Origin of the sequence: Pseudomonas sp. SJZ077 (assembly GCF_007993905.1) — a bacterium.
GTDB classification, from domain to species: domain Bacteria; phylum Pseudomonadota; class Gammaproteobacteria; order Pseudomonadales; family Pseudomonadaceae; genus Aquipseudomonas; species Aquipseudomonas mandelii.
Map to the genome: position 1 here is coordinate 162269 of NZ_VIUJ01000013.1, position 14627 is coordinate 176895.

General features: G+C 62.2%; 9 protein-coding genes. 2 read left to right on the forward strand and 7 right to left on the reverse strand.

All coding sequences use genetic code 11. The annotated features are described in order from the left end of the window. Window positions 1-59: 59 nt before the first annotated feature. Window positions 60-305: a DUF2789 domain-containing protein gene (locus tag FBY01_RS20050; RefSeq protein ID WP_010464900.1), complete on the reverse strand. Its 246-nt coding sequence runs from the start codon at window positions 303-305 to the stop codon at window positions 60-62. A 139-nt stretch (window positions 306-444) separates the two neighbouring features. After that, window positions 445-906 (reverse strand): aminoacyl-tRNA deacylase, encoded by a 462-nt coding sequence (locus FBY01_RS20055; RefSeq protein ID WP_010464901.1) that lies wholly within the window; start codon window positions 904-906, stop codon window positions 445-447. 199 nt (window positions 907-1105) lie between these two features. Between FBY01_RS20055 and FBY01_RS20060 the strand changes: the two genes are divergently transcribed. Both FBY01_RS20060 and FBY01_RS20065 read left to right on the forward strand, forming a co-directional pair. Beyond that, a complete protein-coding gene (locus FBY01_RS20060) occupies window positions 1106-1639 on the forward strand; it encodes an NfeD family protein (protein ID WP_010464902.1) in 534 nt (177 codons plus the stop codon). A 2-nt stretch (window positions 1640-1641) separates the two neighbouring features. Then, window positions 1642-2400, forward strand: a complete 759-nt coding sequence (locus tag FBY01_RS20065) for a slipin family protein (protein ID WP_010464903.1) — start codon at window positions 1642-1644, stop codon at window positions 2398-2400. Between the two features lie 95 nt (window positions 2401-2495). On the opposite strand, the gene FBY01_RS20070 is transcribed toward FBY01_RS20065, so the two are convergent. The 5 genes from FBY01_RS20070 to FBY01_RS20090 are packed head-to-tail and all read right to left on the reverse strand — an operon-like array spanning window position 2496 to window position 14598. Then, a complete protein-coding gene (locus FBY01_RS20070; protein WP_145309071.1) occupies window positions 2496-3491 on the reverse strand; it encodes a sulfotransferase family protein in 996 nt (331 codons plus the stop codon). Continuing rightward, window positions 3479-4264: an aspartyl/asparaginyl beta-hydroxylase domain-containing protein gene (locus tag FBY01_RS20075; protein WP_145309070.1), complete on the reverse strand. Its 786-nt coding sequence runs from the start codon at window positions 4262-4264 to the stop codon at window positions 3479-3481. Before FBY01_RS20075 ends, FBY01_RS20070 begins: the two co-directional genes overlap by 13 nt. Next, the gene (cysC, locus tag FBY01_RS20080; RefSeq protein WP_077747460.1) at window positions 4261-4866 is read right to left on the reverse strand and encodes an adenylyl-sulfate kinase; all 606 of its coding nucleotides are present in this window, start codon (window positions 4864-4866) and stop codon (window positions 4261-4263) included. Before cysC ends, FBY01_RS20075 begins: the two co-directional genes overlap by 4 nt. Then, complete coding sequence (locus FBY01_RS20085) at window positions 4850-6364, reverse strand: TolC family protein (protein ID WP_042932453.1); 1515 nt, start codon at window positions 6362-6364, stop codon at window positions 4850-4852. The genes cysC and FBY01_RS20085 overlap by 17 nt, the downstream gene beginning before the upstream one ends. 41 nt (window positions 6365-6405) lie before the next feature. After that, window positions 6406-14598, reverse strand: coding sequence for an Ig-like domain-containing protein (locus tag FBY01_RS20090; RefSeq protein WP_145309068.1), 8193 nt, complete (start codon window positions 14596-14598; stop codon window positions 6406-6408). Between the last annotated feature and the right edge of the window lie 29 nt (window positions 14599-14627).

Below are 14627 nucleotides of genomic sequence, written 5' to 3' on the forward strand. Positions count from 1 at the left end.
TACTTCAGCTCAGGTAACACCTTTCAGAAAAGCTGTGACAAGGTCTTGCGCTCAGATGGTTACACCCCCCGCCCCTTCCTCATCAGCACATCCAGCTGATCCACCACCTCCGCCCAATCGGCATCATCCAGAATCTCCTCCCGCAATAACTGAGCCTGGCTCTCGTTCCAGAAAAACGCATCGGCCAGATGCAATTCGGGCTTGAGCGGTGAGTGAGTGGCGATGAATTTATCGATGCTTTCGGCGTCGTCCGGCAGGCCGAGTTGCTTGAACAGCGAGGGGAGGTTGTGGGTTGGGGATTCCATGTCGGGCTCCTTTTTATGGCAAATGATGGGGTGACTGCTGCGCAGTCATTCGCGGGCAAGCCTCGCTCCTACAGGTGACAGCGTGATCCTGTAGGAGCGAGGCTTGCCCGCGAAGGCGATGTCACTGACTCCACAAAACTCATTGGCTCAATTCACGCACCTCGGCGTGCGGCACCATTTTCAGAAACTGCGGCATTTCCATGCGCAACAGATTGGTGTGGTTGCCGGCTTCCAGATAGATGTCTTTCTGCCGGGTCAGTAGCGGGTCGATGACCACGTCCAAGCCATAGGCTTCGCCCAGGGCGGGCACAGCGCCGCGTTCGCAATCATCGAACAGGTGCGGCAGGTTGCTTTCCCGGGAGATCTGCCATTCGCCGCTGCTGCGAACTTTGCTCAGGTCCAGATGACGGCTGGCGGGCAGCACAGCCATCAGGAAATGCCCATGTTGGTCGTCGAGGATAACTGACTTGGCCACCCGTTCGGCAGGAATGCCCGCGAGTCGCGCGGTTTCAAGGCTGCTGGCCGAGTGCGGGTGGGACACGATGTCATATTCGCAGTGCGCCTTGTCCAGGCTGCTCTGCAGGGTTCTTGCCATACGCATGATGCACCTCGGTGTCCGCAAACACTGTTTGGCGGACGATGGTTAACACTTTTCTTCGTACTGAAAGTCTAGGCCCGCTGGCGCATTCCGGAGTGAAATCCGCCCGCCGGGCCAAGGTCAACAACTGGTCAAAATTCGTACAACCCACAGCTCAGCTAGACTGTATAAAGAACCATCAATGACTCTCCCGGAGGGTCGCGTGAACATTCGTTGCTGTGCAGTTGCGCTGCTGTTGGCCTTGAGCGGATCGGTCTTCGCGTCGGACACCATTGTCTTGCTGGCCCCCAACCCCATGGGGATCTGGCTGATCACGCTCGGCATCGCCTTTTTGATCGCCGAGGCGGCGCTGCCCAATTACGGCGTGATCGGGCTCGGTGGCATTGTGATGTTCGTCATCGGCGCGGTGATTCTGACCAACACCGAGGTGCCGGTGCCGTTGATGATCGGCCTGGGACTGATCAGTGCGCTTTTGTTGATCTTCCTGCTGATCCGCGCCCTGAAAACCCGACCGCGGCACAACGTCAGTGGCGATGCCGGACTTGTGGGCAGCGTAACGCCGGTGATTTCGTTGAACGCCGACAACGCCTGTAACGGCTGGGTGCACCTGCAAGGCGAACAGTGGCAAGTGCTCAGCAGCACGCCGCTGCAACCGGGGCAAAAGGTCCGGGTGGTGGCACGCAAGGGATTACTGCTGAAAGTGGCCGCGGCTGACGCGGCGTCGAAGGGAGAATAGCCATGGGCCTGCAACTGGGTTTTGCCGCGCTGCTGTTACTGCTGATCGCGCTGGCGGGGTCGACCTTCCGCATCCTGCGCGAATACGAGCGCGGGGTGGTGTTCCAGCTCGGGCGCTTCTGGCAAGTCAAGGGGCCAGGCCTGATCCTGCTGATTCCGGTGGTCCAGCAAATGGTTCGCGTCGACCTGCGCACCGTGGTGCTCGACGTGCCGACACAAGACGTGATCACCCGCGACAACGTCTCGGTCAAGGTCAACGCCGTGCTGTATTTCCGCGTGCTCGACCCGCAGAAAGCCATCATCCAGGTCGAAGACTTCCTCATGGCCACCAGCCAACTGGCCCAAACCACGTTGCGGGCAGTGCTGGGTAAACATGAGCTCGATGAACTGCTGGCCGAACGGGAGCGGCTGAACATCGACATCCAGCAAGTGCTCGACGCCCAGACCGATGCCTGGGGTATCAAGGTGGCGAACGTCGAGATCAAGCATGTGGACCTCAACGAATCGATGGTCCGCGCCATCGCCAAACAGGCCGAAGCCGAGCGGGAACGCCGGGCCAAGGTGATTCACGCCGAAGGCGAATTGCAGGCCTCGGAAAAACTCATGCAAGCCGCCGAGATGTTGGGGCGTCAGCCGGGGGCGATGCAATTGCGGTACATGCAGACGCTGAGCTCGATTGCCGGGGACAAGACAGCGACGATTGTCTTCCCGCTGCCGATCGAATTGCTCAAGGGGATGGCGGATTTGTCGTCCAAATCCTGACCTTCCGCGAAAACACCAACGTCTGGTAATGCCTCCGGAGATTTCCGAGCAGGCTCGCTCCTACATTGGATCTGCGTCGTACACATAATTTGTGTTCACTGAAGATCAACTGTAGGAGTGAGCCTGCTCGCGATGGCGTCAGTGCTGTCAATGCATGACTTGGCAACCAGCGCCTCATAAGGCCCCCGCGCCCAACGCTCCACCCGCTCACGCAACAACGTCGACGCCTCACGCCGCTTGTCATCACAGTCCCCGACAAACACCGATGAAGGCTGTTTGGCATGCCGCCCCACCGCCGCAAACACTTGCTCCCTCTGCACGTCATCCAACCCGAAAAACCCAGCCAACCGCCCCGCCATTGCGCCCGGCAACTCGCCGTAATTCACCGCCAACCCACCAAACGCCTGGCATTGCGCCAACCCCGATGCCAGCAACCGCCCCAACCGCCGCGCAATAAAATCCTCACGACTGTCGAACGGCCATTCGTCATCCAGCCCACTGGCCCCGATCATTCCCGGCACCATGTGCATGCCCGGTCGACGCAGATGGGAAACAGCAATTTCCAGCGGATCGCGGTACACAAACAACCAGGGCGTGTCGGGAAAGCACTCGCGCAACAGGGGCAATTCGGTGATGTTCCAGGCATCGAGCTTGATCACCAGCCGTTGCTCCGTACCGAGCCGACGCTGACCATAGGCGGACAACAACCCTTTGACCGCGGCACACCGTTCGACGACTGGCAAACCACTGCGCAACAACGCATCCAGCGGCGGCGGTTCGCTGATGACGATGTGGTTGGCGAGTTGCGCGAGCATTTGACTGATAAGCGTCGAGCCACAGCGCGAAGCGTGAAAAATAAAGGCACTGGGTGCCAGACCGGGACGGCTCGATTGCAAACTGCTGAGGATGGACAGCGGCGTCTGCCGACGAAACGCCTGATTGAACGGTAACCTCAGCGCAGCTTCCACGGCATCGCGAAAAAACGGCTGATGCAATGGCGTGTCCCCGAACCAGCACCAATCGACCTGCCACTCGCCAGCCGGCTGCCAGATCCGAATCGGCAACCAGCCTTCGAGATTCAGGCGCTCCATTGTTCATTCCATCGGCGGCGACCGCTGCGCATCGCGGCACGCAGTTCTTCCCGAGAAAATTCCAGGCCTCGCTCCGCCGCCAGCTCCAAGGTGCGGGTGATAAACACCTCGGTGTCCGGCAAGCCCTGCAAGGTCTTCGAAAGCTGCAAATCACTGGCCACCAGACGCTGAAATTGCAGCAAGGCGCCGTCACCCGAACCCGGCTGCGGCGTGGTCGATACACCGTCGACAATCGCCTGCTCCAGCCAGTCACCCGGCCGGCAATCGAGCACCAAATGAACCCGCGCCTGAGTATCCCGATTGTCCACACGGTGCGGTCGCGACAGGTCGAGAAACCAGCACTCGCCCGCCGTCATCGGCATGCGCTGACCGTCCAGCATGAAGTCCACTTTCGGCGGGCTGAGCAGCGGAATGTGCAGACGCAGATCGGCGGCTGGTCCGCCAAGATCGTAGTCACGATGTTCATGAATCTGCCCGCCCGGCCCAAGTCGCAACAGGCGTGCGCTGACGATTTCCAGCGGCAGATCCCGCAAGCCCTGCTGCCATCGCGGATCCCGCAACCACGGCGAACGCAACAGCGGTTCGCCACGCCCCGGCGACAGTTCCGTCAACGCATCCGCCGCCGACACCAGCGCCACACCACTCCAGTCCCCGGCGTAGTAATCGCTGTTGAAATGCGCATGCCACGCGTCCTCGCCAATCGCCGCCAGCGCCTGCAACAACAGCGGTAAATCCACCGCCACCGGCAAGCGGGAAAATACCGGTCTGCTCATCGTTTCGGCAGCACCGCACACTCGCCGAGCCAGGTCAGCAAGCGGTCGAGGCAGGCTTCGACCGACTGCACGCCGGTGTCGAGCACCAGGGAGGCGGACGGCGGCGGTTCATAGGGCGCGGAAATCCCGGTAAACCCCGCCAGGTCACCACGACGCGCCCGCGCATAATGACCTTTGGGATCACGCTGCTCGCACACCGCCAACGAAGCGCTGCACCAGACTTCGCGATAATCCTCACCCAGACGGCGAGCGAACACCTCACGCAACTCCACCAGAGGCGCGATCATCGCGAGGATGACGATCTGCCCGTTCTCCACCAACAGCGCCGCGAGTTCGCTGGCGCGGCGGATGTTCTCCAGACGATCGCTGTCGGAAAAGCCCAGGTCACGATTGAGCCCGACCCGCAAGCCGTCGCCATCGAGCACCACGCTCTGCACGCCGCGCTCGAACAACTCAGCGTGCAGGGCCTGGGCCAGCGTCGATTTACCCGCCGCCGGCAAACCGGTCAGCAGGATCGCGGCGCCGTGATGACCATTGCGGGTCTCCCGTTGTTCGCGATTGATGCTCGCGGTCGGCGCCAGCAGGTTATTGGACCGGAGCATGGGTCACCGGCACACTGATATTGCCCGACGCCCACGCCGCTTCGCGGTTGGCCAAGGCGGTGGCGATGGATTGGACTTCGGTGGATTGCACCTCGTCCGGCATCGGATCGAGGCCGGCGCTGGCGAAGATCTGGCCGTAGGCGTTACGCAGATCGGCATAGGACAGGTCCCGGCGCAAATCCGCCTGCAACGTGTTCAGTTCACCCTGGATCAGGTCCAGTTCACCAAGTCCCGCCGCCTGATGACGGTTGCGCAATTGCCCCAGAATCTCCCCGTCGATGCTCGAGAGTTCCTGGTTGGTCTGGAACTGATTCAGCGCTTCCTGGTAGTTGGCGTTCGCCACATAGAGCTGGGCCAGCACCGCGATGGACATGGCCTGGCGCCGTGCCTTGGCGACCTCTTCGCCGGCCTTGGCCACGTTGATCGCGGCCGGTGCGGAAATCACGTTAAACAGGTTCCAGGTCAATTTCACCCCGTAGTCGGCCCACTTGTCGTTGACCAGAAACGAGTTGCTGTCGTAATGCCCACCTGCCGAAAACTCCAGCCCCGGCAACAGCCGCAGCATGGCTTTACGGGTTTCGGCAGTGCTGATGCGGGTCTGGTAATCCTGTTCGCGCAGCTCCGGACGGCTGGCCAGGGCTTCATGCTCCAGGCTGGCCATGCCGACCTTCAACTGCGGAATCGAGTAGTCGTCCGGGGTCGCCAATTTCAGATCGGTGCCCATCGGCAGGTTGATCAGGGTCGCCAGTTCGGTTTTGGCCAGGGACAGCGCCCGGCGTTGCTCTTGCAACTGGCGGGTCGCCTCGATCAGCGAACGCTGGTAACCCAGCGCCTGGATCGGATCGCCGATGCGTTGGGTGCTCATGCTTTGGCTGTTGCCGCGTGCCGTATCGACCCGCGCCATCAGGCTGTCGATCTGCGTGAGCAAACGTTCGGCAGCCACCGCTCGCCAATAGGCCGAGCGCACGTCCTGGACGATGGTGTTGATGACCTTGCGCCGACGTTCCTGAACAATCAGGCGCTGGTCGCCCTGCTGTTTGGCACTGATGTAGCTGACGCCGAAGTCGAGGACGTTCCACACCATGGTCAGGTCGGCCACTCGGCGGTCGCGGTCCTGGGAGGTCGACGGTTCCAAAGACTGGGTGCCGGTCAGTACGCTCTGGCTGCTGGAGGCGCCAACGTTGCTACGCCCGACGTAGCCTGCATCCAGGGCCATGCGCGGCAGCATGTCGAAACTGGCGAGGTCGAGTTGGCGCTTGGCCAACGCCTCTTCCATGATCTTGAGCCGGCCTTCAAGGTTGTATTTCACCGCACGGGCCATGGCCTGGTGCAAGGTCAGCGGACCACTGAGCGGCTCCTGGCCGGTGTACATATTTTGCAGATCGCTCTTGGCGCGCTGTTCGCTGACGCTGCGTTCGATCGGTTCACTTTTGACGGCACATCCGCTTATCGCAAGCGCCAGCAGGCTGACGCACAACAACGAGTGACTTCTATTCATCCTTGACTGCCCCTGAGTGCTGCACTGATTTTATGGTTATTTCAGGCCTGCATTTCGCTGATGCCGACCTGTTTCAACGCTGCGGCCAGGCTGTCGACCTGCCGTTGCTCGGTGTCTTTGAGTTGTTGCAATTGCTCGTTCAGCGTCAGCGCGCCAAACACGCCGCGCAGTCCTTGGGAAACATCCCCGCCCCTGATGGAATGACTGCCGAAAGAGTTCAGCTCGCCGCGTTCACTGCTGGTGTCCTGATTGAACAGACTCGACAGCGTACTGGTGCTGAATACCCCGCCATCGCCACCCCCAAAGCCAAGGAAACCGTGACCTGACCCATCGCCGCCACTGTCGCTGCTGCTGAATACCTGGGCGATGAAGCTGCGGGTCAGCGCGCCGCGGTTGATGAAAATGTCCCCCAGCGGCCGGATGCCGTTGCCGATCACCCGGTCTTCGAACAGCGGGGTAAAGGTCAGCGGCGAGCCCAGCGCGCCCGTTGGCGCGGCGAAAATGATCGGTTGCAGCGGCGCGTTCGGTTGCTCAGCAACGGTTACGGGTTGCGAGACGGGGATCACCGGATCGACCGGCACCAACACACTTGGGGTCGATACGGTGTTGATCGCGAAGTTATTCGACTGGCTGGCGCCGCTGCCGGCATTGCCCGAACCGTCACTGACGCCCGCGATGTTCAGGCTGATCACGTTGCTGCCGTTGCTGACATTGTTGGTAGGCGTCAGCATCGCGGTCCAGGTTGTGCCGCCGTCGCTGCTGGACAGGTCGGACAACGTGCCGTTGGCCACATTGATGTCGGACAGATCGAAACCGCTCACTGCTTCATTGAACGTGATCGTCACCAGCGACGTCTGCCCGACGCCAATGTTCGGGTTGGCGACCACGACGGTGACGGTCGGCCGTTCACCGTCGATGGCGTAATTGTTGGACACGGCGAAGCTGCTGCCGATGTTGCCTGCCAGGTCGGCGACATTGCTGGTGTCGAGGGCGATGAAGTTGCTCGGGTCGGACATATTCGCGGTGGGCGTGAAGGTCGCGGTCCAGGTCTTGCCGCCGTCACTGCTGGCCAGGTTGCTCAATTCGCCGTTGGTCACGCTCAAATCCGACAAGTCGAAGTCGCTGACCACCTCGCTGAAGGTGAAGGTCACGAGCGTGGTCTGGCCAATGCCCAAATGCGAATTGGCGACCACGATGGTGGCGGTCGGGCGCGTGGCATCGAGGGCGTAGTTGTTGGAAATGGCAATCGCGGCACCGGCATTGCCTGCCGCGTCGGCCACGTTGCCGGTGTCGAGCAGGATCAGGTTGGTGGTGTCGTTGATGTTCGCCGTCGGCGTCAGGGTCGCGGTCCAGGTCACGCCGCCGTCGCTGCTGGCCAGGTTGGACAGCACACCGTTGGCCACGCTGAGGTCCGACAAGTCGAAACCGGACACCGCTTCGCTGAAGGTGATGGTTACCGTGGTGGTCTCGCCAATACCGAGGCGATTGTCCGCGACCACGATGGTGGCGGTCGGCCGCGCCGTGTCGACGGCGTAATTATTGGAATCGGTCACGCCCACGCCGCTGTTGCCTGATGCATTGATCACACCGCTGTTGTCGAGGCTGATCAGGTTGCTGCTGTCCGTCACGTCGACCGTTGGCGTGAAGGTCGCCGTCCAGGTGACGCCGCCGTCGCTGGACGAGACATTGCTCAGCGTGCCGTTGGCGATGGTCAGGTCAGCGTTGCTGAAACCACTCACCGCTTCGCTGAAGGTGATGGTCACGCCTGAAGTTTCGCCGGCCTTGAGGGCGTTGTCGGCGATCACGATGGTCGCGGTCGGCACTTGGGTTTCCACCACGTAGTTGGCGGAGTTGGTGGTGCCCGTACCGGCGTTACCGGCCTGGTCTGCGATGCCGGTGTTGTTCAGGGTGATGAGGTTGGTCGTATCGGTCACGCCGAGGGTCGGGGTGAAAGTCGCGGTCCAGGTGATCCCGCCATCGCTGCTGCTGACGGCGCTCAACGTGCCGTTGGCAATGCTCAGATCACTGTTGTCGAATCCGTTGACGGCCTCGGAGAAAGTGATGGTCACCAGCGCGGTTTCGCCCGGTTTCAGACTCGTATCACTCAAGACGATGGTGGCGGTCGGGCGCAGGCTGTCGATCACGTAGTTGTTGGAGTCGGTGGTGCCGCTGCCCGCGTTACCGGCCAGGTCGACGATGCCGGTGTTGTCCAGCGTGATTAGGTTAGTCGCATCGTTGACGCTGACAGTCGGCGTGAAGGTTGCCGTCCAGGTGATGCCGCCGTCGCTGCTGCTCACCGCACTCAACGTGCCGTTGGCAATAGTCAGGTCGGCATTGGAGAAACCGCTGACCGCCTCGCTGAACGTGATGGTGACCAGCGAGGTTTGGCCCAGCGCCAGCGTGGTGTCCGCCACCACGATGGTGGCCGTCGGGCGCACGGTGTCGATGGCGAAGTTGTTCGAATCGGTGGTGCCGCTGCCCACGTTGCCCGAGGCATTTTGCACACCGCTGTTGTCCAGGGTAATCAGGTTGGTGGCATCGGTGATGCTGGTGGTCGGCGTGAAAGTCGCCGTCCAGGTGATGCCGCCGTCGCTGCTGCTCACCGCGCTCAACGTGCCGTTGGCAATCGTCAGGTCGGCGTTGCTGAAACCGCTCACGGCTTCGCTGAAGGTGATGGTCACCAGGGAGGTTTCACCGATGTTCAGGGCGTTGTCGGCGACCACGATAGTCGCCGTCGGCAGCACGGTATCGATCGTGTAATTGCCGGAATTGGTGGTGCCGCTGCCGGTATTGCCAGCAAGGTCAGCCACGCCGGTATTGGCCAAGGTGATGACGTTGGTCAGGTCATTCACGCCGACGGTGGGCGTGAAGGTCGCGGTCCAGGTGATGCCACCGTCGCTGCTGCTCACGGCGGTTAACGTGCCGTTGGCAATCGTCAGGTCAGCGTTGGTGAAACCACTGACGGCCTCGGAGAAGGTGATGGTCACCAGCGAAGTTTCGCCGGCACTCAGGGTCGGGTCTGCCAGGACGATGGTCGCGGTAGGGCGGAGCGTATCGATGGCGTAGTTGTTGGAATCGGTGGTGCCGCTGCCGGCGTTGCCCGCCAGATCCGCGATCCCGGTGTTGTCCAGGGTGATCAGGTTAGTCGTGTCATTGACGCTGGCACTCGGCGTGAAGGTCGCCGTCCAGGTGATGCCGCCGTCACTGCTGCTCACCGCGCTCAACGTGCCGTTGGCAAGGGTCAGGTCGGCGTTGGTGAAACCGCTGACCGCTTCGCTGAAGGTAACAGTCACCAGCGAGGTTTCGCCGATGCTCAGTGCAGTGTCCGCTACCACGATGGTGGCCGTCGGGCGCACGGTATCGATGGCGTAGTTGTTGGAGTTGGTGGTGCCGCTGCCCACGTTGCCCGAGGCATTTTGCACACCGCTGTTGTTGAGCACGATCAGGTTGGTCGCGTCGGTAATGCTGCCGGTCGGCGTGAACGTGGCCGTCCAGGTGATCCCGCCATCGGCGCTGCTCACGGCGGTTAACGTGCCGTTCGCAAGGGTCAGGTCTGCGTTGCTGAAACCGGTCACCGCTTCGGAGAAGGTGATGGTCACCAGCGAGGTTTCACCGATGTTCAGGGCGTTGTCGGCGACCACGATGGTGGCGGTCGGCAGCACGGTGTCGATCGTGTAATTGCCGGAGTTGGTGGTGCCGCTGCCGGTATTGCCGGCAAGGTCGGCCACGCCGGTATTGGCCAAGGTGATGACGTTGGTCAGGTCATTCACGCCAACGGTAGGCGTGAAGGTCGCGGTCCAGGTGATGCCACCGTCGCTGCTGCTCACAGCCGTCAACGTGCCATTGGCAATCGTCAGGTCAGCGTTGGTGAAACTACTGACGGCCTCGGAGAAGGTGATGGTCACCAGCGAGGTTTCGCCCGCGGTCAGGGTGGTATCGGCCAGCACAATCGTGGCCGTCGGACGCACCGTGTCGATGGCGTAGTTGTTGGAATCGGTAGTGCCGCTGCCGGCGTTGCCCGCCAGATCCGCGATGCCGGTGTTGTCCAGGGTGATCAGGTTAGTCGTGTCATTGACGCTGGCACTCGGCGTGAAGGTCGCCGTCCAGGTGATGCCGCCGTCACTGCTGCTCACCGCGCTCAACGTGCCGTTGGCAAGGGTCAGGTCGGCGTTGGTGAAACCGCTGACCGCTTCCGAGAAGGTAATCGTGACCAGCGAGGTTTCGCCGATGCTCAGTGCAGTGTCCGCCACCACGATGGTGGCCGTCGGGCGCACGGTGTCGATGGCGTAGTTGTTGGAGTTGGTGGTGCCGCTGCCGGCATTGCCCGAACCGTTTTGCACACCGCTGTTGTCCAGCGTGATCAGGTTGGTGGCATCGGTAATGGTGGTGGTCGGCGTGAATGTGGCGGTCCATGTGATGCCGCCGTCACTGCTGCTCACCGCGCTGAGCGTGCCGTTCGCGATAGTCAGGTCGGCGTTGCTGAAACCGGTCACTGCTTCGGAGAAGGTGATGGTCACCAGCGAGGTTTCGCCGATTTTCAGCGCATTGTCGGCGACCACGATAGTCGCCGTCGGCAGCACGGTATCGATCGTGTAATTGCCGGAGTTGGTGGTGCCGCTGCCGGTGTTGCCGGCAAGGTCGGCCACGCCGGTATTGGCCAGGGTGATGACGTTGGTCAGGTCATTCACGCCAACGGTAGGCGTGAAGGTCGCAGTCCAGGTGATGCCGCCATCGCTGCTGCTCACCGACGTCAACGTGCCGTTGGCAATCGCCAGGTCGGCGTTGGTGAAACCACTGACGGCCTCGGAGAAGGTGATGGTCACCAGCGAGGTTTCGCCCGCGGTCAGGGTGGTATCGGCCAGCACAATCGTGGCCGTCGGACGCACCGTGTCGATGGCGTAGTTGTTGGAATCGGTAGTGCCGCTGCCGGCGTTGCCCGCCAGATCCGCGATGCCGGTGTTGTTCAGGGTGACCAGGTTGGTCGTGTCGTTGATGCTGGCGCTCGGGGTAAAGGTCGCGGTCCAGGTGATGCCGCCATCGCTGCTGCTCACGGCCGTCAACGTGCCGTTGGCAATCGTCAGGTCGGCGTTGGTGAAACCGCTGACCGCTTCAGAGAAGGTGATGGTGACCAGCGAGGTTTCGCCGATTCTCAATGCGGTGTCCGCCACCACGATGGTTGCCGTTGGCCGCACGGTGTCGATGGCGTAGTTGTTCGAATCGGTAGTGCCGCTGCCGGCGTTGCCCGCCAGGTCGCTGACCCCGGTGTTGTTCAGGGTGATCAGGTTGGTTGTGTCGTTGATGCTGGCGGTCGGCGTGAAGGTCGCCGTCCAGGTAATTCCGCCGTCGCTGCTGCTCACGGCCGTCAATGTGCCGTTGGCGATAGTCAGGTCGGCGTTGGTGAAACCGCTCACCGCCTCGGAGAAAGTGATGGTCACCAGCGAGGTTTCGCCGATTCTCAGCGCATTGTCTGCCACTACGATGGTAGCTGTTGGACGCAATGTATCGATGGCGTAGTTGTTGGAATCGGTGGTGCCGCTGCCGGCGTTGCCCGCCAGGTCGCTGACCCCTGTGTTGTTCAGGGTGATCAGGTTGGTTGTGTCATTGACGCTGGCAGTCGGTGTGAAGGTCGCCGTCCAGGTGATGCCGCCATCGCTGCTGCTCACCGCGCTCAACGTGCCGTTGGCAATCGTCAGGTCAGCGTTGGTGAAACCGCTGACGGCTTCGCTGAAGGTGATGGTCACCAGCGACGTTTCGCCGATTTTCAGTGCCGTGTCGGCCACCACGATGGTCGCGGTCGGGCGCACGGTATCGATGGCGTAATTGTTCGAATCGGTGGTGCCGCTGCCGGCGTTGCCGATCAGGTCGCTGACCCCGGTGTTATCGAGGGTGATCAGGTTGGTCGCGTCAGTGATGCTGGCGGTTGGCGTGAAGGTGCCCGTCCAGGTGATGCCGCCATCGCTGCTGCTCACGGCCGACAAGGTGCCGTTGGCAATCGTCAGGTCCGCGTTGGTGAAACCTGTCACGGCCTCGCTGAAGGTGAAGGTCACCAGCGATGTTTCGCCGACCTTCAGCGCGGTGTCGGTGAACACGATGCCGACGGTGGGGCGCAAGGTGTCGACCACGTAGTTATTGGAGTTCGTGGTACCGACGCCGGCCGTGCCCAGGCCGTTGCTCACCCCGGTGTTGTCCAGGGTGATGAGGTTGGTCGTATCGGAAATGCTCGCGGTCGGCGTGAAGGTGGCCGTCCAGGTGATGCCGCCATCGGCGCTGCTGACGGCGCTCAGGGTGCCATTTGCAATGGTCAGGTCGGCGTTGGTGAAACCGGTCACGGCCTCGGAAAAGGTGATCGTCACCAAAGACGTTTCGCCGATGCTCAGCGTGGTGTCAGCGACCACAATGGTTGCGGTCGGCGGCGGCGCATACGCGGTGTTGAGTACACCTCCGTCGTTGAAGATAGTCGCGACGGAGGTCGGCGAAGTTCCGGTTGTACCTCCACCCTGCGCGGTACCGCCTGCTCCACTGGCCGCGGCATTACCAGCCAGGGCCGCGAAGTTGGAGGCCGTGATCAGCAGCGTGCCTTTGTTCCAGATCGCGCCGACGCCCCGACCGCCGATGCCGCCATTGCTGGCATTGCTGCTTTGGCCACCGCCACCGCCACCGCCACCACCGGCGCCGATGTTGTTGCTGATGGTCGAAGTGCCGATGATGGTAATGGTGCCGCTGCTGGCGTTGTAGATCCCGCCCGCCGCGTTGCCGCCAGCGCCACCGACTTTGTCCCAACCGGCGCCACCGCCCCCGCCGCCAATGGAAATCGTGCCATTGGTGGCCGTCGAGCCGTTACCGCCGTTACTGTAATAGGACACGCCCAGCCCGCCCGCGCCGCCAGTATTGGTGCCACCGCGACCGCCCATGTGGGTCGCGTCATAACCGCCACCGTAGCCGCCGGCATTGGCGCTGCCAGCCTGGCCGCCCAACGTGCCGGTGCCCGGCCCGGCCGAGCCACCATGCCCACCGTTCTGACCGCCCAAACCGCCGCCACCACCACCGCCACCGCCGTAAAAAGCACCCGTGACACCGCCGCCGCCACCGCCGCCGGAAGCGGCATTGGAGGTCACGCTGACGTTGTTAAGGGTCAGGATGCCGGCGTTGAAAATCCCCCCGGCCATTGCCCCTGAGGCACCGTAGCCACCGTTGCCGCCCGTTCCCGCCACCAGGCCACGGGTAATCACCAGGCCATCAAGGGTCACGGTTCTGCCCGCGGCAATTTCAATCACCCGCGTCCGGTACTGACCGTCGAGAGTTACGTCAGCCACGCCGTCGTTGTTCAAGTCGCCATCGACGGTGATGTTCTGGTTGATCAGCAGTTCGGACGTCAGCTGCACCGTCATGCTGGCGTTGAAGGTGACGATATCGCCGTTCTGTGCCGAAGCGATGGCGGCACGCAACGAGCCGATACCGGTGTTGCCGTTGTTGGTAGCAGTCCAGGTCGCCAGGCCCCACTGATACTCACTCATGGCCGTGGTCGACAGCACGTTGGCGCTTTCGATGTTGCCGGTGACAATTTCCAGGTCCCAGTCACCGCCGATCCCGGTGCGGTTGCTGGAAGCGGCTACATCACGGCCGGTCAGCTGCGCGAGGGAATCGACAAAACTCAAGCCTCGCTCACCTTCGGCGGTGTAGCAGCCGTAGATCATGATGTCGCCGCCGGCATTCATGTCCTTGCCGATTTCCGCCAGCACCGCACTTCGGGCCGCGACGTTGTCGGCCGACAGATAGCTGTCGCCCAGCCACAGGTCGCCCGCGTTGCCGTGAGCGATGATTTGCACGGAACTGATGCCCTGATGGGTATCCAGATAATCGGCAATCTGTTGCAGACCGTCCCGGCTTGCGTCCAGCTGAACCACTTGAGTGCCAGGCGCCACGCCTTTGAGCAGGCTGTCGGCGTCCTTGACCCGGGAATCGACGAACACCACGCTCTGCCCCGGGACGGCAACGGGTGTTGAAGCCGGCGTGGCATCGGCCTGGCCGTGGGTGTCTTGGCTGGCGACCGGCTGATCATTCGCCGGCGCTTTCGCCGCGTCGGCCGTGGGATGGCTTTCAGGCTGTGCGGCATCCGCCACGGTGGCCGCGACCGCGCCGTCGAACAACATCCGCGGCTCCAGGGACATGATCATGGGCGAGGCCAGCGCCCGTGCACCTTCGGTAACCCGCGACTTGCCTTTGCTCCACCACATGCTGCTCACCCGGACTCGAACTTTCGTGA